Genomic DNA, 23,377 nt, shown 5'->3' with positions numbered 1-23,377 from the left:
CACTCCATGAGACAGCTCCTGCCCGTCGCCGCGGGACTGGTCGTCCTGGCCGCGTCGGCCTGTTCCGCGCCCACGCCGCCCCGGTCCGCCGTCCCGTCGGCCACGCCCGCCGGTCCCGCCACCCTGCCCGCCCCCACCGGCGCCCATCCGGTCGGCACCACCACCCTGTACCTGAAGGACACCTCCCGCCCCGACCCCTGGAACCTCGACGCCGACGCCAGGGAACTCAAGGTCACCCTGTGGTACCCGGCCGAGCGGCGGGACGGGCGGCGGGCGCCGTACATGTCCCCCAAGGAGTCGGAGCTCTTGCTGAAGGGCTCGAGGACCGCGGGCGTCCCGGACGACACGCTGAGCAGGACGCGGACGAACGCCATCGAGAACGCCGAACCCGCGGGGCGCGAGGTTCCGCTGGTGGTCCTGTCCCCCGGCTTCACCAAGCCGATGAGCACGCTCACGTCGCTGGCGGAGGACCTGGCCAGCCGGGGGTACGTCGTGGCCGGGATCGACCACGCCTACGAGAGCTACGCCACGACCCTGCCGGGCGGTCGGATCGCCGAATGCCTGGCGTGCGACAGCGACACCGACCCCGGCTTCGGCGCCGGGGTGGTCCAGAGCCGGGCGGCCGACGTCTCCTTCGTCCTCGACCGGCTGCCGTCGACGTGGGACGGCGCCGGCCTGATCGACCGCTCCCGGACGGCGATGGTCGGCCAGTCGATCGGCGGGGCCGGCGCCGTGGCGGCCATGCTGAAGGACCCCCGGGTACGCGCGGGAATCGACATGGACGGCACCACCTACGCCCGGATACCCGAAGGCGGGTTCTCCCGGCCCTTCATGTTCATCGGTTCGCCGCCGCACGTCCCCGGCGGCGGCGACGGTTCGTGGGACCGCGACTGGAAGCGGATGACCGGGTGGAAGCGCTGGCTCGTGCTGTCGGGCGCGGAACATCAGTCCTTCACCGACGGCCCTCTGCTGGCGGGCGCCCTCGGCGTCAAACCCGCCTACGGCGTTCTGCCCGGGGCGCGCGCCGCCGAGCTCACCCGTACGTACGTGGCGGCCTTCCTCGACCGGCACCTGAAGTCGCGACCGCAGCCTCTGCTGGACAAGCCGTCACCGCGCTACCCCGAGGTCAGGTTCTGCTCCGCGACCTGCGGTGGATCCTGACGTCCTGCCGGGACCGGCGGGTCACTCGTCCTTGGGGACGGACTCGATGAGCTTCATCAGGCCCGCGGCGTCGAGGAGGTCCGCCGGGCGGACGGTCTGGTTGGCGCGGACGTAGTGGAAGGCGGCGCTCACCTTGGCGAGAGGCACATCCGCCAGCTGGGACCAGGCGAGGCGGTAGGCGGCGAGCTGGACGGTGGCGGCGCGGGCGCCCCTGCCGCGGGGGGGCTCGCCGGTCTTCCAGTCGACGATCACGTAGCCGTCGCCCTCGGGGAACACCGCGTCCATGCGTCCGCGCACCACCCGGTCGGCGATGACGGTCTCGAAGGGGACCTCCAGGTCGATGGGCTCCATCGACGCCCAGGGGCTCTCCTCGAACCGGTCCCGCAGCTCGGCGAGCTGGAGGTCGGTGAGGGACAGCTCGTCGGCGGCGCCGGGCAGCTCCATGTCGTCGATGAGGCGCTGCTGGTCCCAGCGGTTCTCCAGCCAGCGGTGGAAGGCGGTGCCCCGGCGGGCCAGCGGGGCGGGCCGGTGCGGCAGCGGGCGGCGGATCTGCCGGGCCAGCGCGGCAGGGTCGGTGGCGAGCGTGACCAGGGACGAGACGGTGAGCCGCGCGGGCAGCTCGACGAGGTGGCCGCCGCGCCGCCGCGCCTGGTCGCGCTCGCGCAGCAGCAGCTCGGTGTCGCGCGCCCAGGAGCGGACCCGGTCCTGTTCCCAGTCCTTCATCGGCGTGGGATCCGCGGGGGCGAGCCAGTCGTCGCCGTTGATGGCGTCCATGACCATGTCGGCGCCGCCGCGGATGGCCTCGTAGCGCGCGCCGCCGGGGGTGGCCGGCCATTCCTCCGACGCGGGCTCGGCGAGCAGCGGGTTGACGGCGTCCTCTTCGAGGTCGGGCGCCCAGGTCATGGCGTGGCCGGCCGCCTCGCGGACCTCCAGCAGGAAGTCGGACGGTTCGAGTGGCCGTGCGGCCGAGCCCCAGCGGTAGCCGGAGGCGATCAGCAGGTAGTGGGCCCGGGTGACCGCGACGTAGGCGAGGCGGCGTTCCTCCCGCAGGTCGCGTTCGCGGCAAGCCTGGTCGAACGCGGCCAGGTCCTCCTTCTCCAGACCTTCCAGGACGGGAAGGTCGAAGCGGTCGCCGCGCAGCGGGTACGGCAGCTTGCGCGGGTTCTCGGTCCAGCGGGAGTTGGTGGCGGGCGTGGCGGGGAACACGCTGCCCTTGGCCAGCCCGCCCGCCTGCGTGGTGATCTGGGACAGCCCCGGCACGACGACGACCGGCCACTCCAGGCCCTTGGAGGCGTGGACGGTCATCAGCTTGACGCTGTTGGTCTCGCCGACGCGCCCGGCCTCCAGGCCGAACTCCTCGGTCTCCGCGGCCTGAAGGTAGGCGAGGAACGCGCCGAGCGTCGGATCCTCCGCGTCGCCGGCGAACCGCGCGGCGGCGTCGAGGAAGGCGTCGAGGTCGGCGCGGGCGGCGAGCGGGCCGCCGCCGCGGGAGGCGACCTCGACGTCCAGGCCGAGGCGGCGTTCGACCTCGCCGATGAGGTCGGGCAGGGGCTGCCCGGCGTGCGCGCGCAGGACGCGCAGTTCCTGCGCGAGGCGGGGCAGCCGCTCGCGGGCCAGGGGCGAGAAGGGCTCTAGCCAGTCGGGACGGTCGGGCAGCTCGTCCAGGGCGTCGACCAGCGAGCCGCGCTCGGCCGCCATGTCGGTGACGACCTGCTCCAGAGCGTCCTCGGGGGCGGCGCCCTGGCGCTGGGAGACGGTGAGCTCGCGGGCGAGGTCGCCGAGGACCTTCAGGTCGGCGACCCCGATGCGCCAGCGCGGCCCGGCCAGCAGGCGGACCAGCGAGTCGCCCGCCGCGGGCTCGTACAGGACGCGCAGGGTCGCGACGACGTCGGCGACCTCGGGGACGGTGAGCAGGCCGCCGAGGCCGACGACCTCGACGGGGATGTCCCTGGCCTCCAGGGCGCGGCGCAGCGCGGGGAACTGGGACCGCTTGCGGGCGAGGACGGCGACGTCCTGCGGCTGGAGGGCCTGCGCCCCGCCCCAGGCGCCCGCCTTGGCCTTCTCGCGCAGCTTGTCGCGCTCGCCGTCCCCCCACGGCAGGCCGTCCGGAGCGCCCTCGTGGCCGAGCAGGTGGGCCACGCCGTCGGCGACCCACGCGGCCTCGTCCTCGGCGGTCTCGTGGAAGGCGCACAGCACCCGGCCGCGGCCGACGCGGTTGACGCCGGGGGTGAGCACGGGGACCTCGCGGGCCTCGGAGCGCAGGGGGGCCTGCACGCGCGCCGCGACGTCCAGCACCTTCTCGCCGTTGCGGAAGCTGACGGAAAGACGGCGCACGGGGGCGGGCTCACCCGCCGAGGTGGGGAAGTCGCGGACGAACCGCTTGAGGTTGCCGGAGGAGGCGCCGCGCCAGCCGTAGATGGACTGGCAGGGGTCGCCGACGGCGGTCACCGGGTGGCCGCCGCCGAACAGGGCGCGCAGCAGGACGAGCTGGGCGTGGCTGGTGTCCTGGTACTCGTCGAGCAGCACGACCGAGAACCGGCCGCGTTCGATCATGCCGACCTCGGGGTGCCGGTCGGCGATGCGCGCGGCCAGCGCCATCTGGTCGCCGTAGTCGATGACCTCCCGGCTGCGCTTCAGCCGGTCGTACGCCTCGACGAGCGGCAGGAGCTGCTCGCGGATCTCCTGGGTGCGCGCCGGCCTGCGCTGGGGCAGGGTCGTGCGGCCGGTGACGGCGGCCAGGCGCTCCTGCAACCACCGGCCGATCTCGCGGACCTCGCCGGGGGCGCGCAGGTGTTCGGCCATCTCGCCGGCGAGCTCCAGCACCGCCGCGGTGACCGAGGAGGGGGCCAGGTCCACGCGGTCCATGGGCCCGTCGTACCGGCCGACCACGCGCGAGGCCATCTGCCAGGAGATCGCGGGCGTGACCAGCCGCATCGTCGGCTCCAGCGCCTCGCGCAGCGCGTGGTCGGTGACCAGGCGGGCGGCGTAGGCGTGGTAGGTGGAGACGGTGGGCTCGTCGTCCAGCATCTCGGCCGGGGCCATGCCGACCTCGGCGAGGCGGGTGAGCCGCTTGCGCACCCGGGCGGCCAGCTCGGCGGCGGCCTTGCGGGTGAAGGTGAGGCCGAGCACGCGTTCGGGGCGCACCAGGCCGTTGGCGACCAGCCACACCACCCGCCCGGCCATGGTCTCGCTCTTGCCCGACCCGGCGCCGGCCACCACGACCATGGGGCCGAGCGGGGCCTCGATGACGGCGGCCTGCTCGGGGGTGGGCGGCGCGATGCCCAGCTTGTCGGCGAGCTCGGCGGGGCCGATCAGGGCGGGGCGCACCCCGTCGGCGCCGGGGGCCGGATGTGGAGCGTCTAGCAAACCTGGCCCCCGCCGTCGTTGACCGGGCAGCTCGCCTTGGCCGCGCAGGTGCGGCAGCCGTCGTTGACCGTGGCGCGGAAGACCCGCGCGGACATGCCGGTGGCCACGGTGTCGACCAGCTCGCCGGCCCAGCCGGGCTGGGGATCGTCGCCGAGCGCGCCCTGCGCCTGCTCGCGGGCGAGCGTGGCGTTGGCGCCCGCGGCCTTGCCGAGCTGGACCAGGGCCGCGCCGCCGGGCTCGGTGAGGCCGTGCCGCTGGAACGCGCCGAGCAGGGCGGCGAGCTGGTAGACGCCGAGCTGCGGGTGGCGGGCGAGGTCGTGGTCGGAGGGCTTGGTGGTGCCGGTCTTCAGGTCGATGATGACCGCGCGGCCGTCGCCGTCGCGCTCGACGCGGTCGACGCGGCCCTTGATCTGGACGTTCTCCGACAGCATGGCCGTGAACGCCTCCTCGACGGCGACCAGCTCGCGCGGGTTGCCCTCGTGCCAGGTGAGGAACCGGGACACCATCCGCTCGGCGACGGTGCGCTGCTTGCGGCTGAACCACAGGCCGTCGAAGTCCAGTTCCTCCCAGACCTCGTCCAGCCGTTTGCCGAGCGCGTCGCCTTCCTGCCCGGCGGCGGCGAGGACGGCGACGGCGTGGATGACCGAGCCGAGGCTGCGCGAGGCGTCGGTGCCGGACGCGCCGACGGCGGTTTCGAGGAGCCAGCGCAGGCCGCACTTGGTGAAGCTCTCGACCGCCGACGGCGAGACGCGGACGATGCCGTCCGGCCAGGTGAGCGGGCGGTCGTCGGAGATGGGGGTGAGGGCGTACCACTCGTCGGGGTGGGCGCCGGGCACGCCGGCGCGGGCCAGGCGGGCGAGGTGGCCCGCGGCGGCCCTGCGCATGGCCTCGGGGCGCGAGGGGTCGCACACGGCGGCGCGCAGGTCGGCGACCAGCGCGGACATGCTCAGCCAGCGGGCGCGCTCGTCCACGGTGGCCTCCTCGACCGCGCCGGGGAGCAGCTCGGACAGGAAGCGCGAGGGGCGCTCGTCGGTGTCGTCGCCGCCGACGGCGGTGACCACGAGGCGGCGGCGGGCGCGGGTGACGGCGACGTAGAACAGGCGGCGTTCCTCGGCGAGGAGCTTGGAGGCCAGCGCGGCGGTGGCGGCGTCCACGCCGTCCAGGGCCGAGCCCTCCGACAGCTCGACGAGCTGCTCGATGCCGAGCAGCGAGCCGCGCAGGCGCAGGTCGGGCCAGACCCCGTCCTGGACGCCCGCGACGACCACGACGTCCCATTCGAGGCCCTTGGCGCGGTGGGCGGTGAGGATCTGCACGACGTCGCCGTCCGGCGCGTGCGCGGCGAGGGTGTTGCCCGCGATCTCCTGGGACGCCAGGTCGTCGAGGAAGACGCCGAGCCCGGCGTGGGGCAGGCGGTCGACGAAGCGGGCGGCGTGGTCGAACAGCGCCACCACGGCGTCGAGGTCGCGGTCGGCCTGCGCGCCGCGCGGCCCGCCGGACACGCTGGCGTCCGTCCAGCGCTCGGGCAGCCCGGACGCCTGCCAGACCGCCCACAGGGCCTCTTCCGCGGTGTCGCCGCGCTCGGCCGACGCGCGGGCGACCTTGACCAGCGCGGCGACGCGCTCGGCGCAGGAGGCGACGTGCGGCTCGATCGAGACCAGCTCGCGGACGTCCTGCACGGCGGCGACCAGCAGCTCGTCGGAGGACCGCGGCGGCGGCGCGGGCTCGCCGGAGTCGACGGCCGCGGCCGCCAGCTCGGCCACGCGCAGGGCGCGGCGCAGGCGGCGCACGCCGATCGCGTCCGTGGCGCCGAGCGGGCCGGTGAGCAGTTCCTCCGCGGTGGTGACGTCCAAGGTCTCCGGGCGCAGCGCGACGCGCAGCAGGGTGGCCAGCGGCCGCACGCCGTGCTCCTGGATCAGCGGGAGCCCGTCCCCCGCCACGACGACGGGGACGCCCGCGCTGAGCAGGGCGCGGCGCAGCATGGGGACCTGGCGGGTGGCCGAGCGGACGAGCACGGCCATGCGCGACCAGGGGACGCCCTCCAGCAGGTGGGCGCGGCGCAAGGTGTCGGCCACGACCGCGGCCTCCTGGCTCTCGCTGTCGGCGAGCAGGACGCGCACCTCACCGGGGTCGGCGGTGTCGACGGCGAGCAGGTCGCGGTGGCTTTCCGGGTGGGGGCGCGCGCCCCGGCCGGGGCTCGGCGGGACGGGCAGGCGGGCGGCCACGCGGCGGGAGGCGGCCAGCAGGTCGGCGCCGCTGCGGCGGCACACGCGCAGCGCGACGACCGGCGCCTCACGGCCGGCGGCGGTGCGGAAGCGCTCGGGGAAGGTGAGGATGTTGCGGACGTCGGCGCCGCGGAAGCCGTAGATCGACTGGTCGGGGTCGCCGACGGCGATCAGGTCGCGGCCGTCTCCGGCGAGCAGGCCGAGCAGGTGGTCCTGGGCGGGGTCGGTGTCCTGGTACTCGTCCACGTACACGACGTCGTAGGCGGCGCGCTCGCGGCGGCGCACCTCGGGGTCGGCGAGCAGGCCCGCGCCCGCGTGGATCAGCTCGGAGTAGTCGAGGGTGGGGGTCGGGTCGAGGTCGAAGCGGTCGTTGTACCGGGCGGCGAAGCGGCCCGCGGCCACCCAGTCGGCCCGGCCGTGCTCGCGGCCGAGCACCACCAGGTCGGGACCGTCGAGGCCGCGCTCGTTGGCCCTGGCCAGGAAGTCGCGCAGCTCTTCGGCGTACCCACGGGTCTTCAGGGCCTCGCGCAGGCTGGACGGCCAGTCGCGCGCGCCGTCCTCCAGGTCGCCGTGCAGGAGGCGGCGGACCTCCAGCAGTTCCTCCGGGCCGGTCAGCAGGCGCGGCGGCGGCTCGCCGGCGAGGACGGCCTCGCGGCGCAGCAGCGCGTAGGCGTAGCTGTGGAAGGTGAGCGCGAGAGGCGTTCTCGTGGTGCGGCGCAGGCGGGCGGTGATACGCTCGCGCAGCTCTTGGGCGGCCTTGCGGCTGAAGGTCAGCACCAGCACGCGCTCGGGGTCGACGCCGCGCCGTTCGACGCGCTCGACGATGCTCTCGACGATCGTGGTGGTCTTGCCGGTCCCCGGACCGGCCAGCACGAGCAGCGGCCCCCGCTCGTGGGTGACGACCGCGCGCTGGTGCTCGTCCAGCACGGGCGCCGCCGCGCGCCCCGGGTTCCCCCTGCGCACCAGCCGATAGGTCTGACCACTCACAACACGCTATTCCACCAGACCACACCCATAGATCGTGCCGACTCGGCTGCTACACCCGCCCCGGAATCTTCGTCCCGGACGCCAAATCCACTCGATCACCAGGGAAGACGGCCCCGACCTGTCCCAGCCGGCACCCCGCGAGCGGCCGCGGCCGACCGCCGACCGCCGCGGGTTCAGGTCCGATTACGACTGGATTGGCCCTGTCCGGTTCTTGATCACCTTGCGAGCATTGGCCCCCGGACGGCACAGGGGAGGACACACGCCCATGACCATGGAAGAGGCGACAGGAGTCGTGGACGGACGGGGGCTGAGCTGGTCGTCGCGGGACCGCGCGCGGGGAGCGGTGGCGGCGGCGTCCGCGATGTTCCTGGTCGGGACGCTGACCGCGGTGTCGCCCGCGCTGCACCGCTACCCGGTCTACGGGGGCCAGGCCCTGCGGTACGCGGCGGGCGGGCTGGTGCTGCTGCTGGTCATGCGGGCGCGCGGGATGCCGCACCTGCGGCTGGACCGGCGCGAGCTGGCCCTCGTGGCGCTGCTGGCCGTCACCGGGCTCGGCGCCTTCAACGTCTTCATCCTGGAGGCCACCCGGTACGCCGACCCGGCCACGGTCGGCACGATCGTGGCGACGGTCCCGATCGTGCTCGCCGTGGCCGGGCCGCTGATGGAGCGGCGGCGGCCGACCCCGGCCATCGTCGTGGCCGCGCTGGTGGTGGCGGGCGGCGCGGCCCTGGCCACCGGGCTCGGCGGCGGCACGCCGCTCGGCCTGCTGCTCGCGCTCGGCGCGCTCGCCTGCGAGGTCGCGTTCTCGCTGCTCGCCGTGCCGCTGCTGCCCCGGCTCGGCGCCGTGCGGGTGTCGGCGTACGCGACGCTGGCGGCGGTGCCGCTGCTGGCGGTCACCGGGCTGGCCGCCGACGGGCGGGACGCGCTGCGCGTGCCGACCCTGCCGGAGGCCGCGGCGCTGGCCTACCTGGCCGTGGTGGTGACGGCGGTGGCGTTCTTCTGCTGGTACGACGCGCTGCCCCGGCTCGGCACCGAGCGGGCGGGGCTGTTCTCCGGTTTCCTGCCCATCGGCGCGATCGTCTGCGGGCTGGTGCTCGGCACCGGCCATCCCGCGCCCGCCGACCTGCTCGGCGCGGCCCTGGTCATCGCGGGCCTGCTGCTGGGCCTGCGCCCGCGCGGCCGTCCCGTGCCGCGGGACCCCGCCGTGTGAACTCCGCCCAGGCCCCGGCCAGGCGCTCCACCACCCCGTCGAGGACCTCCGGGGAGAAGGTGAACGGCAGGCGCAGGTAGTGGTCGTGGCGGCCGGTGGGGTCGGTGATCGCGCCGGGCACGATCTCCACGCCGTGGCGCAGGGCCACGTGGGCGAACTCGGCGGCGTCGGTGCCCGGCAGCTCGATCCACAGGCCGCTGCCGCCCGCCGGGCGGCGCCAGGACCAGGACGGCAGGCGTTCGCGCAGCAGCTTCTCCGCGTGCGCCAGGCGCTCCTCGCGCACGGGGTTCCTCGCGGCCTGGATCTCGGTGAGCCGGGGCAGGAGCCTGGCCGCGAGCATCTGGTCGATGACGGGGCTGCCGAGGTCGGCGAACGCCTTCCTGCGGGCCAGCCGCTCGACGATCTCCGAGGGCCCGCGCACCCAGCCGATGCGCAGCCCGGCCCAGACGACCTTGGCCAGCGAGCCCGCCGACAGCACCTCCGCGCCGGCGGGGGCGTAGGCGGCGAGCAGCCCTGGCGTGTCGCCCTGGCCGGTGTGGGCGATGTAGGCGTTGTCCTCCAGGATCGGCACCTCGTGCCGGGAGGAGAGCTCGGCGATCGCGCGCCTGCGCGAGGCGCTGGTGAGCACGCCCGTGGGGTTGTGGAAGGTGGGCATCAGGTACACGAGGTCCGGCCTGCGCGCGGCGAACGCCGCCGCCATGGCGGTCACGTCCGGCCCGTCGTCGTCGATGGGGACCGTCACGACGCGGGCGCCCCGCGCGCGGTACACGTCCAGGCAGCAGGGCCAGCCCGGGGACTCGGCCAGCGCGGTGCTCCCCTGGCGCAGGTAGAGCTCGGAGACCAGGACGAGCGCCTGGTGCGAGCCGGTCGTGACGAGCACCTGGGCGGGCGTGGTGGGCAGGCCGGTGCCGGTCAGGTAGACCGCGATGGCCTCGCGCAGCGCGGGCAGCCCGGAGGGGTGGTATCCGGGCTCGTCGAAGGCGGCGGACAGGTCGCCCGCGGCGAGCTCGCGCAGGGCCTGCGCCAGCTCGGGGACCGCGCCCTCGGCGGAACGGGTCAGCGAGATCACCTGGGCGGGCCCGTCGATGAGCCGCTGGTAGATCGAGGACGCCTTGCCGCCCGGCACGCGCCCGTCGGTGACGTCGCGGCGGGTCCGGACGCCGGCGGCGACGCGCGTGCCGCTGCCGGTCCTGCTCTCGATCAGCCCGGCCTCGCGCAGGACGTCGTAGGCGGCCACGACCGTGGTGCGGCTGAGGCGCAGGCTCGCGGCGAGCTGCCGTTCCGCGGGGATGCGCTGGCCGGGTGGCAGGGCGCCGTCCTCGATGGCCCGGCGGACGCCGTCGGCCAGGCGCCGGTAGAGGGGTCCCGTTCCGGTGGCCCAGTCGCCGAAGGCGTCGATCACCTCGGCCTCCGGCAGTTCGGCGGCGTCGGGACGGCGGGGGCGCGGTGCGGAGTCCATGGCGCCCCCGTCAGCCGAGGGCCTGCATGACGGGCGTGTACAGGCGGGCGCGGTCGCCGGGCAGGTCCCCGCCGTAGGTCATCAGCGTGGTGCTGAAGGCGGGGACGGCGCCGCGGGAGGAGACCCATTCGGCCAGGGCGCGGTGGCGGGTGTCGACGTCCAGGCGCACGGGGCCGTGGAGGTCGGCGGTCAGTTCGGCGATGAGGGCGCGCGCCATGGCCGTGCTCGCCGCGATCACCGGTCCGACCACGACGTTGTCGACGTTGCGCCACGCGGCGCCGAAGCCGGTGACCTCGCCCGCGCGCTCGGCGACGCGGGTCCGTTCGGCGAAGCGCGGCAGGCGGCGGATGACCTCGGCGCGCGGCGCGCCGGAGGCCCGCAGGTCCAGGCGGCCGATCGCCTCCAGGTCGGTCTCGCGGGCGGGGCGGACGCCGTCCTGCTTGAAGTCCTCCGGTTCGGGCCGCAACTGGCCGATGTGGGTGACGACCGTGCCGACCGCGGTGAAGCCGAGCTTCTCGTACAGCCCTCTGCCGTACTCGGTGGCGGTCAGGAACAGCGTGGCGTCGCCGGCCTGGCGGATGAGGTGGCGCATGAGCCGGCCGCCGAGCCCCATGCGGCCGTACCGGGTGGCGACCAGGACCATGCTGACCGCGCCGAGGCGGGGCCCGTAGCGGGAGAGCACGACCGTGCCCGCGAGGCCGCCCTCGGGGTCGTCGATGCCGTAGACCTCGCCGACCTCGAACAGCAGCCGCCACTTGGCCTCCTCGGGCAGCCATTTCCTGTCGATGGCGAGGAGCAGGCAGTCGCGCAGGTCGTCGACTCCGAGCCTGCGGACGGGCATGTCCGCGACGCTCGGCCGGTCCTTCGGATCGATCACGCGCACCCCCGGTGACACGGTCCGGGCCCTACGGACCCGACCGTTCCGCATCTTTGACCACATCAAGCGATACATCCACTCAATTAGCGCCCCGTTGTTGACCTATGTTCAATCCATTTTTCCGTACATGTACGGATGCCTCTACGGATGTTCAGATCCGTAGCCGACCCCTAGCGTCTCGCACAAGCGAGTTCACCCGGCCGCGTGAGCGGAGTAAGGAGCGCTGTGGAGACACCCCCCAACCTCCCGCCCTGACAGCCTCTCCCCCCGGATTCACTCCGCCGGCCACGGCCCGCCTCGGCCGTCCACCCCCCAACAAAGCCCGGCGGACGCACATCGTCTCTGTCTCATCACCCCCCAAGATCCATTCGCTCGCCGGCCGACGACGTCCGGCGTCGTGACGACCGTTGCCCGCGTACACGGCGAAACACGCGGGCGCCGGGAGGCACAGAAAGGAATTCGCGCATGAGGCGCAGAGCTCTGTACGCGGTCACCGCAGGTCTGGCCATCGTGGCCGTCGCGGCGCCCGCCACCCCCGCGGCAGCCAAGCCACCCCCCGGGTTCACGGCCACCCCCCTGGCCGCCGACCCCCTCCAGCTCGCCACCTCGGCGGCCGACAGGGCCGTGGCCAGCCAGTTGGACGACCTCCGCAGAGGCGCCGACGAGGTGTTCAGCCGCACCGGCGTGACCCCCGGCGTCGGCGGCTCGTTCTACGCGACCTACGAGCGGACCTACAAGGGCCTGCCCGTGATCGGCGGAGACGCGGTCGTGGTCACCGACTCGGCGGGCCGCGTGAAGGACACCGTCTCCGCGAGCGGCGCGACCATCGGCCTTGCCACCAAGGCCACGGTGACCGCCGACAAGGCGCTGGAGACCGCGAAGACCCGGCTGGACCGGGTGGACGACAGCCGCGCGCCGCGCCTCGTCGTGCTGGCCTGGGGCGGTCAGCACCGCCTGGCCTGGGAGGCCACGGTCGCGGGCATCGCCTCCGGCAAGCCCAGCATCCAGCACGTCTTCGTCGACGCCAGGACCGGCGCGATCGCCGACTCCTACGACGACGTGCGCGCCGGCACCGGCAACAGCTACTACAACGGCCAGGTCACCATCCAGACGAGCGGCTCCAGCGGCTCGTACTCGATGACCGACACCACGCGCAGCGGCATCCGCTGCGGCGGCCAGAACGGCTCGGCCTACACCAAGAGCACCGACTCCTGGGGCAACGGCTCGGGCACGAACCTGGAGACCGCCTGCGTCGACGCCCTGTACGCGGTGCAGCGCGAGTGGGACATGCTCCGCGACTGGCTGAACCGCAGCGGCATCAACGGCAGCGGCGGCGGCTTCCCGGCCCGCGTCGGCCTCGCCGACGTCAACGCCTACTGGAACGGCAGCTACACCAACTTCGGCCACAGCCAGGACAACCAGCGCCAGGCCACGCCGATCGACGTGGTGGCGCACGAGTTCGGCCACGCCATCTTCCAGACCACCCCGGGCGGCGCCGGCTCCGGCAACGAGAACGGCGGCATCAACGAGGGCACCGGCGACATCTTCGGCGCGCTGACCGAGGCGTACGCCAACAACCCGAACGACCCGCCGGACTACCAGGTCGGCGAGGAGGTCAACCTCGTCGGCTCCGGCCCGATCCGGTACATGTACAACCCGCAGACCAACGGCGACCCGAACTGCTACACCTCGGCGATCCCGAACACCGAGGTCCACTCGGCGGCCGGCCCGCTGAACCACTGGTTCTACCTGCTCGCCGAGGGCACCAACCCCGGCGGCGGCAAGCCGACCAGCCCGGTCTGCACCGGCCCGTCCTCGCTGACCGGCATCAGCATCCAGAAGGCCGGCAAGATCTACATGGGCGCGCTGCAGCGGAAGACCTCCAGCTGGCGGTACGTCAACATCCGCACCGCCTCGCTGGCCGCGGCCGTGGAACTGTACGGCGCCAACAGCCCTGAGTGCGCCGCCACCAAGGCCGCCTGGACCGCCGTCCAGGTCCCCGCCCAGTCGGGTGAGGCCGCCTGCACCAGCAACCCCGGCCAGGACTTCTCCCTGTCGGTCAACCCGACCTCCGGGAACGTCACCGCGGGCGGCTCGGCGACCACCACCGTCGCCACGCAGACGACCTCCGGCGCCACGCAGACCGTCGCCCTCACCGCCAGCGGCCTGCCGTCCGGCGCGACCGCGACCTTCAACCCGACCTCGGTGACCTCGGGCGGCTCCTCGACGCTGACCATCTCCACCTCGGCGTCCACGCCCAACGGCAGCTACCAGATCACCGTGACGGGCACCGGCAACGGCACCGGCACCCCGAGCCACACGGCGACCTACACGCTGAACGTGGGGACCACCGGCGGCCGGACGTTCACCAACGACACCAACTTCACCATCAACGACTTCGCGACGATCAACAGCCCGGTCACCTCGACCGCGAGCGGCACCGCCGTCTCGCCGGTCAAGCTGAACGTGACGATCTCGCACACCTGCGCCGAGGACCTCTCGATCCGCCTGCGCGGCCCGAGCGGGACCTACTACACCGTCAAGAGCGTCGGTACCGGGTCCTGCACCTCCTTCGGCACCCGCACCTACTCGGTTCCAGTCAGTCAGCAGGCGTCCGGAACATGGACTCTGCAGGTGACGGACAACTACTCCCAGGACACTGGCTTCCTGGACAGTTGGAGCATCACCGTCTGAACCGAGACATGATCGCCTGCACCCAGGCGGCGAGGACGCCCCCGGGGACCGACAGCCCGCCGGTCCCCGGGGGTTTCGCCGTTCCCGGAGGTGTCGCGCCGGTGTGCTCCTGTGATGTACTTCTCTCGCCGCCGGGTTTCTCAGCTCGGCGGCGCCACCTCGGTCCGCGACCGGACGCCGAGCTTGCGCAGCACGGTCGCGACGTGGCTCTCCACCGTGCGGGTGGACAGGAACAGCACGTCGGCGATCTCCTTGTTCGTCCGCCCGAGTGCGACCAGCCGGGCCACCTCGGTCTCCCGCTGCGAGAGCGCGCTGGTCTTGGCCCGGCGTCCGCGCGGCAACTGCACCTCCACCCCGATGTCCCGCAGCACGCGGCGACATCGGGCGGCGTCGTGCGTGGCGCCCAGTTCCCCGTACCGCTCGGCGATGTCGGCGAAGGCCGCGCCGGCGCCGGTGTCGCCGCGGGCGAGCCTCGACCTGGCCTCCCCCTCGCCGGCGTGCGCCGCCGCGTACGGCTGGGGCATCTCCGCGTACGCCTCGCGGGCGCGGGCGTAGTGGGCGGCGGCCTCGTCGTGGCACCCCCCGGCCGAGGCGAGGGCGCCGCGGGCGGCGTCCAGGGCGGCGTGCGCGTTGGGGGCCATGCGGCCGGCGATGCCGGCGGCGTACTCCTCCACCAGGTCGGCCGCCTCCTCCAGCCGGCCCGCGAAGCCCAGCGCGGTGACGGCGGGCGCGATCAGGTGCGCGCCCCAGACCCACACGGCCTTGCGGCGCAGCCGGAAGATCGCGCGCTCGACCTCGGCGACGGCGTCGTCCAGCGCGCCCCTGGCCAGGTGCAGCTCGAGCATCCCGGCGGCGGCGGTCTCGACGATGGGCACGTACCCGTTGTCCGGCGCGTCGAGCCCGGCGCCCTGGAAGTGCCGCGCGGCCTCGTCCCACTCGCCGGTCGCCAGCGCCAGCATGCCGAGGACCAGCCAGACGTCCACCGCGATCTGCGGGGTGCCCGCGACCACGTCGCTCATCGCGATGGCGCGCTCGCGCAGGCCCTCCCACCTGCCGGTCAGCCATTCCATGCGGATCGAGGAGACGTCGATGAGGTAGGCGCAGTACTCCGCGCCGGTCTCCACGGCCAGCCGCCGTCCCTCGCGCGCGGCCCGCTCGGCCTCGGTGAACAGCCCGAGCGTGATCAGCGAGTCGTACAGGTTGGCGTACCCGCGGGTGATCTCGCGCCGGACGGCCAGCCGGTTGTCGCCGACCGGGAGGGTCTCGGCGACGGCGAAGGCGTCCTTGGCGCCGATGGCCGCCTGGAAGGACGCCCGGTTGACCAGGACGGCCGTGGACAGCTCGGGGTTGTCCCCGTCCGCGACCAGCGCCTCGGCCCGGGCCATCCACTGCTCGTGCTGGGGCAGCGACTCGGTGCCCCAGCCCGGCAGGGCGAGGCAGGCGAGGCCGCGCGCCGCCAGGGACGGCTGGTCGGTGAGCTCCTCGACGGCGGTCATGATCTCGGGTCGGCCGCCGGCGGTGTCGCCCGCCTGGTTGGACAGCACGAGCCCGAGGTCCAGGCGCGCCTCCGCGCGCGCCTCCGGGGAGAGGAAGTCGTCGCGCAGGACGTGCCGCAGCATGCGCACGACCCGCTGGTGCGACAGGCCGGTCCTGGCGAACCGGCTCAGCTTGAGCGCCAGCGGCGCGCGCTCGGCGGGCGGCAGGTCGGGATCGTCGAGCATGTCCTCGATGATCTCGATGGCCATGGCGTTGTCGCCGAGCGCGGCGGCGCGGTGGGCCGCGGCGGTCCCGTGCCGCAGCCATGCCTCGATGTCGCCGGCCTGCCGAGCGTGGAAGGCGAGCTGGACCAGTGGCGGGGAGTCCATGGCGGCCAGCGCGGCCATCACGCGCTCATGTGCCGAGCGACGTTCGGGACCGGGGATCGCATCGTACACCGCCTGCTGGGCCAGCGCATGGCGGAAGCCGTATCGGCCGCCCGGATCCTCGTGCAGGACCCCGGCCCGAAGTGCCTCCCCCAGGCCGGAGGAGTCGCCGCCGGCCGCGGTGATCAGCTGCTCGCCGGCGGGGACCCGGAGCACCGCGGCGACCTGCACCGTCCGCACCGCCGCCGAGGTCAGCCCGGCCATGCGCTCGGCCATCGCCTCGCGGAGCAGCAGCGGCACGCCGACGCGGTCCAGCGCCTCGGGCTCCTCGGCGTCGGCGAGGGAACGTACCACTTCCTCGACCACGAAAGGGATGCCCGCCGTGCGTTCGTGCAGCCGGGTGACGAACCCCGTGGACAGGTCCGACCGGTTCAGCAGTGCCCCGGCGAGGCTGCCCACGTCGGTGACGTCGAGCGGCACCAGGGGGACGACCACGCTGGTGGTGTCCGGATGGTGCCGGTAGGCGCGGCCGAGCGAGGACCCGCTCTGCTCCTCCCTGCGGTAGGTCACGACGAGGGACAACCCGGCGGGCGGCTGGTCGATCAGGAATCGCAGCAGGTCACGCGTGCCTTCGTCGGCCCAGTGCAGGTCCTCGATGACGAGCACGGCGGGCGCGACGGCGGCCAGCAGGGCCCGGATCGCCCGGAAGACCCGGTGCCGCTCGGCCCGCGGGTCGTTGAGCGGCGGGGGCGCCGGGGGAAGCGCTCCCGCCAGCTCGGGTAAGTAGTCGCCCAGCGCGCCGATCACGGGGTTCAGCGCGCCGGCCGCGGGGAGCCGGCCCGCGATGTCGCGCAGCGCCTCGAAAACCGGCCCGTACGGGAACGGCTCACGTATCTGGTGGCAATATCCGAGCAGAACCGCTCGGTCGCCGGGCGGCACGTGGCCGAGCGCGGCGCGCACGAGACGGGTCTTCCCGATGCCCGCCTCGCCCTCCACAAGGACGACTGCCGGAGGGCGGGTTATCACATCGATCACTGTGCGTAGTTCGGAGGCACGTCCGACCAGTGCGGGCGAAGGCACGCTGCTCATCGACAGCTCCCAGGGTAGGGATTTAGGGACTCCCCGGGACAGTTATCCCCATACGTTCGGCCAAGGTCAACCCTCCCGCATAACAGCCTTGTTGCGGATGCCGTCAAGTCGGGCGGTGAGATGTAAGACATTCGGACACGGAGTGTGGCGGTCTGTTCAGGTCCCGTACACGGTACCGGCGATCGGACGGCGAATGTAGATGTTTCCCACCCATATGCGGGAGGCACAGCTCGCATGCGTGAAATATCCGCGCGTCAAGGGATGTGCGCACCTCACGGACGAGCGGCGTTCCCAGCCGTGCCGAAAACATGTGCGAGGCCCGAAATTTCGCACTCCGCGCGGCCGATACAGCGTTACGGAGCCTGAATATGATGCTCTGAGTGTCCGGACGGCACACACGGAGTGGCGTCCTGGCATCGCCCCGCCATGGTCACAACCGTGTCACCCGGCGGGCGAGCACTCAGGAATCGGGCGTGAACACCTGGTCCACCACGCGCGCGGTCGCCTTCCCGTCATCGCGGGGCGCATAGGCGCGCACGAACTCTTCGTAACGGTCGGTGTAGTCGCCGGCGAGCGCGTCGATCAGGCGCACCGCCTCGACGACGTCCGCCGCGTCGGTGAGCAGGGGGCCGGGCCCTTCGGTGCGCAGGTCGAGATAGAGGCCGCGCGTGGTGCGGTAACGCTCCAGGTCGTGGCCGAAGAAGACGATCGGCCGCCGGGTGACGGCGAAGTCGAAGATCACGGAGGAGTAGTCGGTGATCAGCACGTCGGCGATCAACAACAGATCCGCCATGTCGGGATAAGTCGTGACATCGATGGCGAAGGTGGACTCACGGGTCATCGGCCCGGGCCTGATCACCGACGACGGTCCCGGCACCACCAGCCCGGGCGCCGACGGGGACGCCTGCATCGGATGCCCGCGCACCAGCAGGATGTGGTCACGGCCCAGAACCCGCCGCGCCTCGCCCAGGTCCAGCCGCACCGAGGCGTTCCTGCGATCATGGTCGCGCCAGGTGGGGGCGTACAGGACCACCCGCCTGCCCGGCGGGACGCCCAGGCTCCGCCGCACGGCCGCGGCGAGCTCGGCGCGGTCGCCCGCCATCAGCACGTCGTTGCGCGGGTTGCCGGACTCCAGCACCTCGCCGCCGTACCCGAACGCCCGCCGCAGCACCCCCGAGGACCACGGGCTCTGGGTGACCAGGAGATCCCAGTTCGCGACCTCGGCCGCCTGGCGGTACCACGCGGGCGGCCTCGGCTCGCGGGTCATGTGACGCAGGTCCAGGCCCACGCGCTTGAGCGGGCTGCCGTGCCAGGTCTGCACGACGACCTGGTCCTCACGGGCGCGGAACCACTGCGGCAGCAACGTGTTGGTCATGACGTGCCGCGCGCGGGCCAGCGCGGTGTAGTGCTCGCGGCTGCCCTCGCGGACGACCGTGGGCGTGATCCCCGGCGCGAGACCGAGCCCCGCGGAGTCCGGCGGCACGAAGGCGCCGTCCCTGACCACCCAGATGTGCTCGCGGTCGTCGCCCCGGCGCAGCCGCTCCTCGTACACCGCGCGCGCGTTGTCGGAGTACGACCTCCCGTCGAAGGAGACGTACACGGTGGCGTCACGCAGCTCGCGGCGGCGCTCGGCCGGGTAGTGGACGCGGCGCGTCGACCACAGCCCGACCGCGCCCTTCTCCTCGTCGGGGACGTGCTCGGCCGCGACCAGCACCGGGACGTCGAAACGGGTCGCCACCAGGCGGTACTCCCGGCCGTCCACGATGTGGACGTCCTCGTCCAGGGCGTCGAGCAGGCGGTGGTCCACCCGCAGGGGCGCGGTGGTGCCCTTGCCGCCCGCGATCGACAGGCTCCAGGCGCCCGACGCCAGCGCCACGGTCGCGCCGAACCTCGGCATCGCCCCCGGCGCGACGCGCGCCGTGAAGTCCGGGCCCGACCGCTGGAGGCGCAGGTGGTAGGTCAGGCCGGCGCGCTGGCGCAGCACCAGCTCGCGCGGCCCGGGATCGGGATCGGGGTAGGTGCCGGCGAGGGTGAGCGCGCCGTCCTCGCCCCACGTGGCGGAGGTGATCACCGGCCAGACGCGGTGCGCCGACACCACGACCCGGTCGCGGCGGTCGCGCAGGACGGTGACCTCGCTGCGGTCCAGGCCGACGCGGGTCTCGGCGTCGTCGTCCATCATGACCGGGGCGGCGGGGTCGCCCTTGGGCTCGATCCACAGCCTGCGGGCGTCGCGCTCCTTCATCAGGGCCGGGATGGGGAGCGCCACCGAGAAGCCGGTGCCGCCCTCGGCAGGGGTGAAGTCGGCGGCGATGCGGTGCCCGCCGAGGCGGGCCCTGCCCTTGGTCACCGCCGCGCCCGGCAGGAGACCCCGCAGCTCGATGTGGTCGCCGTCGTGGACGACGCCGGTCAGCTCGGCCCTGGTCGGCTGGAGCACGATCTGCAGGGCGCGGTCGGACGTCCAGGCCGGGCGCACCCACCAGCCGGGACGCACCCTCAGCCCGGGCGGGCGCTCGGTGCGCCCCATGGTGGGGCCGCGCACCGCGCCGGTCGCCCGCGCCGCCCGGCTCCAGATCAGGATGTCGGCACGCCAGGTGGTGGTCTCCGGGACGGCGGGGCGGCGGCGCAGGAACCGCTTGACGGCGTGCAGCGTCGCGCGGATGCCGGCCCGCCAGCGCAGCGACCACGGCCGGATCTCGGCGACGAACCCGGCCCAGTCGTAGTTGCAGCCAGGGTCGGCGGCTCCCTGGGTGGCCGCGGGACAGTGGACGCGGCGGGTGCGGGCGGAGATCGGCGGCACCCAGCGCGGGCCGCGCAGCACGACCGTCGCGCGGTTGAACCGGCGGCTGCGCACCGAGAGCCCGGCCAGGTAGGCGTGGCCGGTGACGCGCAGCCTTCCGTCGTGCCAGGAGACGTCCGACACCTCGGTGACCGGCACGAGGTCGGAGCGGCGCAGCCGGAACAGCGAGCGCGGCGCCTCGACGGGCAGGACGGCGTACCAGGTCAGGCCCTTGCGCACCCGCTTGAACGGCTCGGAGCTCGCCGCCGCGAGCACGGCCAGCTCGCCGCTCTCCGCCAGCATGGCGGGGTCGCGGTTCTCGACGAGGTGGACGGCGAGGCGGCGCGCCACCGGCAGCGCGCGCTTGACCGGGGTGTCGACGTCGGCGAGGTAGTCGCGCAGCAGGTCGACGGCCTGGCGCAGGCGGGTGGCGTCCCTCTTGGCGGCCGTCTCCAGGCGCAGGCCGAGCGGGCCGTTCAGCGCCCCGGCGTGCAGGCGCCTGCGCTGCGTCCGCGACAGGCCACCGGAGTGGACGGCCGCGATCAGCGCGTCGAGCGGCTCTCCCTTGTCATACAGGTCCTGGGCGGTCCGCAGCCGATCGGCGACCAGGTCGCCGGCCTGCGCGGGCGTGGCACCGGTGGCCATCAGGGAGGCACCGCCTTTCCAGTCTCACCGCAAAGGGCGTCCCTGGAATCGTAATAGGCATTCTTGAGAACTCACTGATGATCACCTAGCCATTGCGCCTGGCGCATGTGGACCCGTTCTCCCCGCAGCGGCGTGCCCTCCTCCTTCCAGTGGGCCAGGCACGCGGCCTCGTGGCCGGGCGCCGCGGTGCCGTCCGCGTGGACGACCCGCCACCACGGGACGCCGCCTCCCCAGGTGGACATGACCCGGCCGACCTGGCGCGGGCCGCCCTCCTCCAGGTACTCGGCGATGTCGCCGTAGGACATGACCTTGCCCGGCGGGATGCGCTCGACCACGTCGAGCACCCGCTCGGCGAAGGGCGTCGGATCGCTCACCTGCTCCCTTCCGCCTCCGGTCTCAGGCCGCCCACTGCGCGGGGCCGTCCGCGAGGATCTCGTCGAGCTTGCCGAACTCGTAGGAGGCGTCGCCGTTGACCTGCTCGACGATGCCGTCGCGCAGGTGGTACGCCTCGCCGTCCTCGCCGGTGAGGTCGCCGCCGGCCAGCGCGGCGAGCCTGGCGAGCTGGGCGACGTGCCAGTCGGAGGTCGGCACGCCGAACAGCCGCCCCTCCCACTTCGCCACGGTGTGCTCGGCGTCGCCGTGCCTGGCGACGATCTCGGCGGCCTCGGGGGCGCCGCGCAGTTCCAAGCCGGCGTCGGCCGACGCCGTCAGCTCCGCGAGCTCGGCGTAGGCGAGCGGCGATTCACGTTGTACACGCAACTCGTATCCCACGAGACGGGAACCCTAGCGAACCTTTACCGATCGTCGGAACGTGATCACCGGCCCTTGGGGCGACCGCATCCTAAATGCCGCCGAACAGCGGCCGAAACGCGCCCGAACCGCCGCCATCACGTGATCATCGACGTTCCGAGCGCCGGGTCAGCACCACCACGCCCACCCCGAACCCGGCCAGCCCGAGGACGATCCCGGCCCCGTAGACCCACAGCCGCAGCGGGTCCGGCCCCGGCCGCTCGGGCTCGGCGACGGTCGCGCCCCCGCCGAAGTGCAGCCCCTCCCGCACCGGGACGCCGGACCGGTACCGCGTCAGCTCGCCCGCCCGGGCCAGCGCGGCGGCGGCGTCCACGACCCCGAAGCCGATCTTCTCGTCGTAGCGGCCCGCGGGCGCGCCGCGCGTCGTCGTGGACAGGGCGCGGGCCACCAGCTCGGGCCTGAGCTGCGGATACTTCGCCTTGATCAGGGCGGCGACCCCGGCGACCAGGGCCGTCGACACGCTGCTGCCCTCGATCAGGATGTACCCGCCGCCGGCCTTCGCCGCCGGGACCGCCACCCCCGGCGCCCCCACCAGCACCGACAGGTTGTCGCTGCTGAACGCGGCGTGCTTGCCGAGACGGTCCACCGCGGCCACGCCGATCACCCCGGCGAACCCCGCGGGGAAGCTCCAGAACGAGGTGCCGTACCGCTCGGCGGCCCGCGAGTCGCCGTCGTTGCCCACGGCCGCCACCAGCACCACCCCCCGCTCCAGCGCGTACGCCACGGCCTGGCGGTCGGCGCGCAGCGGGCCGTACCCGCCGAGCGACATGCTGATCACCCGCGCGCCGTTGTCGGTCGCGTAGCGCAGGGCGCGCGAGAGCGGGGTCTCGACGGGCGGTCCGACGCCGTTGTCCGGTTCGACCAGGCGGTACTCGGGGCGGTCGTTCAGCACCGGGATCGACAGCACGGCCGCCTCCGGCGCGAGCCCGGTCAGCCCGCCGTCCCGGCCGGAGCCGGCGATCAGCGAGGCCATCGCCGTCCCGTGCACGCCGAGCGGCGGCGGCCTGCCGTCGTAGGCGTCGTCGCGCAGGTCGGGACCGGCCACGACCTTGCCCCGCAGCTCGGGCACGCCGGCGTCCACGGCGCTGTCGACCACCGCGACCGTGACGCCGGCGCCCCGCGTGACCTGCCACGCCTTCTCGGCGTTCAGCGCGTCGAGCACCCAGCGCTGCGCGTCGCGCACGTCGTCCAGGACGGCGGGCGCGCGCGTGACGTCCGCCGCCGCGGCGGGCGCGAACGGCATGCCCGTGAGCAGCAGCGACGCGCTCGCCGCCGCCACCGCGCGCAGGCGATGCGCGCGGCTCAGCACACGTTCCCCTGGGTGCAGCGAGGGATCTCCGGCGGCGCGGACAGGCCGCGTCCGATGTGGCCGGCGATGGACTGGGCGGTCGGCCACAGCTCGCTGTGGGTGATCTCCTCGCGGGCGATCGCCTGGCGGGTGCGGCCGTCGGCGTACCCGGCGGTGCTGAAGACGATGTACGGTCCTGCGCCCACCCAGCCCGCGCGCTGGCGCTGCGCGGCGCCGAACGACTCGGTCACCGTTCCCGGGAAGGCCACCGGGCGCACGCCCACCCGGTCGTCGACCGGCAGCTCGCCCGCCGCGCGCACCCGCGTTTCCTCGTCCCCGAGCACGGCGACCCCCACGGTGACCACGAACGTGGCGGTCTGGTCCACGTAGGTGGCCCGCAGCATCGTGCGGCAGCCGCGCTGCCGCAGCACCGCGCCGACGGGACCGTCCACGGCCGAGGCGCACGGGGCCTCCGGGGCGATGCCGACCCGTCTGGCGTACTGCCGCACCCGGGCCAGGCCGACGTAGGGGACCTGCGCGGGGAAGACCCGGTCGGCCGGCCAGGTGTGCCAGCGCCGCGCGACGTCCGCCTCGGCGTAGCGGGCGCGCTCGACGGGCGTGAGCGGGCGGGACCGGGTCTCGTGCAGGACTCCGACCGCGCCGAGCAGCACGTCGGTCGCCGCGACCACGAGCAACGTGCCCATGATCAGCAGGAAGAGGGAGCGGAAGCGGACGCCGCGTTCGAGGTCGAGGCGTTCCCGGGCCGCCTGGAGGCTCGCGGCCCGCGTACGGGAGCCGACCCACGGGCGCGCGGGCCCGTGCGGGGCGTGGACGCCGCCCGAGGGGAGCCGCCCGCCGGAGGACGCGCCTCGTCCGCGCGGGGGCCAGGGCGCCGGCCGCGCCCGTGGCTCTTCAGGCGACATACCCCGAT

General features: G+C 74.2%; 13 protein-coding genes. 3 read left to right on the top strand and 10 right to left on the bottom strand.

Annotated elements, in window-relative coordinates:
• Positions 1-6 precede the first annotated feature (6 nt).
• Entirely contained in the window at positions 7-1,161 is a 1,155-nt protein-coding gene (locus BJ981_RS16475) for an alpha/beta hydrolase family protein (protein ID WP_184612218.1), read from the top strand.
• Between the two features lie 21 nt (positions 1,162-1,182).
• On the opposite strand, the gene BJ981_RS16470 is transcribed toward BJ981_RS16475, so the two are convergent.
• Positions 1,183-4,527 carry an ATP-dependent helicase gene (locus BJ981_RS16470; protein ID WP_372437085.1) on the bottom strand — a complete coding sequence of 1,115 codons (3,345 nt, stop codon included), beginning with the start codon at positions 4,525-4,527 and terminating at the stop codon, positions 1,183-1,185.
• Positions 4,521-7,736, bottom strand: coding sequence for an ATP-dependent helicase (locus BJ981_RS16465; RefSeq protein WP_239139717.1), 3,216 nt, complete (start codon positions 7,734-7,736; stop codon positions 4,521-4,523). Before BJ981_RS16465 ends, BJ981_RS16470 begins: the two co-directional genes overlap by 7 nt.
• Positions 7,737-8,001: 265 nt before the next feature.
• Between BJ981_RS16465 and BJ981_RS16460 the strand changes: the two genes are divergently transcribed.
• Complete coding sequence (locus BJ981_RS16460; RefSeq protein ID WP_239139716.1) at positions 8,002-8,946, top strand: DMT family transporter; 945 nt, start codon at positions 8,002-8,004, stop codon at positions 8,944-8,946.
• Here BJ981_RS16460 and BJ981_RS16455 read toward each other — a convergent pair.
• The gene (locus BJ981_RS16455) at positions 8,879-10,405 is read right to left on the bottom strand and encodes an aminotransferase-like domain-containing protein (RefSeq protein WP_184612217.1); all 1,527 of its coding nucleotides are present in this window, start codon (positions 10,403-10,405) and stop codon (positions 8,879-8,881) included. The two genes, BJ981_RS16460 and BJ981_RS16455, sit on opposite strands and share 68 nt — an antisense overlap.
• A 10-nt stretch (positions 10,406-10,415) precedes the next feature.
• Positions 10,416-11,282 (bottom strand): GNAT family N-acetyltransferase, encoded by an 867-nt coding sequence (locus tag BJ981_RS16450; protein WP_184612216.1) that lies wholly within the window; start codon positions 11,280-11,282, stop codon positions 10,416-10,418.
• Positions 11,283-11,747: 465 nt separating this feature from the next.
• On the opposite strand from BJ981_RS16450, the gene BJ981_RS16445 reads away from it, so the two are divergent.
• On the top strand, positions 11,748-13,976 hold the full coding sequence (locus BJ981_RS16445; RefSeq protein ID WP_184612215.1) for a M4 family metallopeptidase: 2,229 nt from the start codon (positions 11,748-11,750) through the stop codon (positions 13,974-13,976).
• Between the two features lie 140 nt (positions 13,977-14,116).
• On the opposite strand, the gene BJ981_RS16440 is transcribed toward BJ981_RS16445, so the two are convergent.
• The 6 genes from BJ981_RS16440 to BJ981_RS16415 all read right to left on the bottom strand — a co-directional run bounded on the left by BJ981_RS16440 (position 14,117) and on the right by BJ981_RS16415 (position 23,369).
• Complete coding sequence (locus tag BJ981_RS16440) at positions 14,117-16,927, bottom strand: ATP-binding protein (protein ID WP_184612214.1); 2,811 nt, start codon at positions 16,925-16,927, stop codon at positions 14,117-14,119.
• A gap of 460 nt (positions 16,928-17,387) precedes the next feature.
• Positions 17,388-20,348, bottom strand: a complete 2,961-nt coding sequence (locus BJ981_RS16435) for a CDP-glycerol glycerophosphotransferase family protein (protein ID WP_184612213.1) — start codon at positions 20,346-20,348, stop codon at positions 17,388-17,390.
• Positions 20,349-20,419: 71 nt separating this feature from the next.
• Positions 20,420-20,722 (bottom strand): MGMT family protein, encoded by a 303-nt coding sequence (locus BJ981_RS16430; RefSeq protein ID WP_184612212.1) that lies wholly within the window; start codon positions 20,720-20,722, stop codon positions 20,420-20,422.
• 22 nt (positions 20,723-20,744) lie between these two features.
• A complete protein-coding gene (locus BJ981_RS16425) occupies positions 20,745-21,107 on the bottom strand; it encodes a hypothetical protein (RefSeq protein WP_221314715.1) in 363 nt (120 codons plus the stop codon).
• Between the two features lie 136 nt (positions 21,108-21,243).
• Positions 21,244-22,467, bottom strand: coding sequence for a S8 family peptidase (locus tag BJ981_RS16420; protein WP_184612210.1), 1,224 nt, complete (start codon positions 22,465-22,467; stop codon positions 21,244-21,246).
• Positions 22,461-23,369, bottom strand: coding sequence for a hypothetical protein (locus BJ981_RS16415; protein WP_184612209.1), 909 nt, complete (start codon positions 23,367-23,369; stop codon positions 22,461-22,463). Before BJ981_RS16415 ends, BJ981_RS16420 begins: the two co-directional genes overlap by 7 nt.
• Positions 23,370-23,377: the final 8 nt, after the last annotated feature.

This window comes from Sphaerisporangium krabiense, assembly GCF_014200435.1.
GTDB lineage: Bacteria > Actinomycetota > Actinomycetes > Streptosporangiales > Streptosporangiaceae > Sphaerisporangium > Sphaerisporangium krabiense.
This window is presented reverse-complemented; position numbering and strand designations above follow the sequence as displayed.

Coding starts and splice junctions, on each gene's coding strand:
- BJ981_RS16445 (WP_184612215.1), top strand. CDS start 11,748: ATGAGGCGCAGAGCTCTGTACGCGGTCACCGCAGGTCTGGCCATCGTG.
- BJ981_RS16455 (WP_184612217.1), bottom strand. CDS start 10,405: ATGGACTCCGCACCGCGCCCCCGCCGTCCCGACGCCGCCGAACTGCCG.
- BJ981_RS16440 (WP_184612214.1), bottom strand. CDS start 16,927: ATGAGCAGCGTGCCTTCGCCCGCACTGGTCGGACGTGCCTCCGAACTA.
- BJ981_RS16435 (WP_184612213.1), bottom strand. CDS start 20,348: ATGGCCACCGGTGCCACGCCCGCGCAGGCCGGCGACCTGGTCGCCGAT.
- BJ981_RS16475 (WP_184612218.1), top strand. CDS start 7: ATGAGACAGCTCCTGCCCGTCGCCGCGGGACTGGTCGTCCTGGCCGCG.
- BJ981_RS16415 (WP_184612209.1), bottom strand. CDS start 23,369: ATGTCGCCTGAAGAGCCACGGGCGCGGCCGGCGCCCTGGCCCCCGCGC.
- BJ981_RS16460 (WP_239139716.1), top strand. CDS start 8,002: ATGACCATGGAAGAGGCGACAGGAGTCGTGGACGGACGGGGGCTGAGC.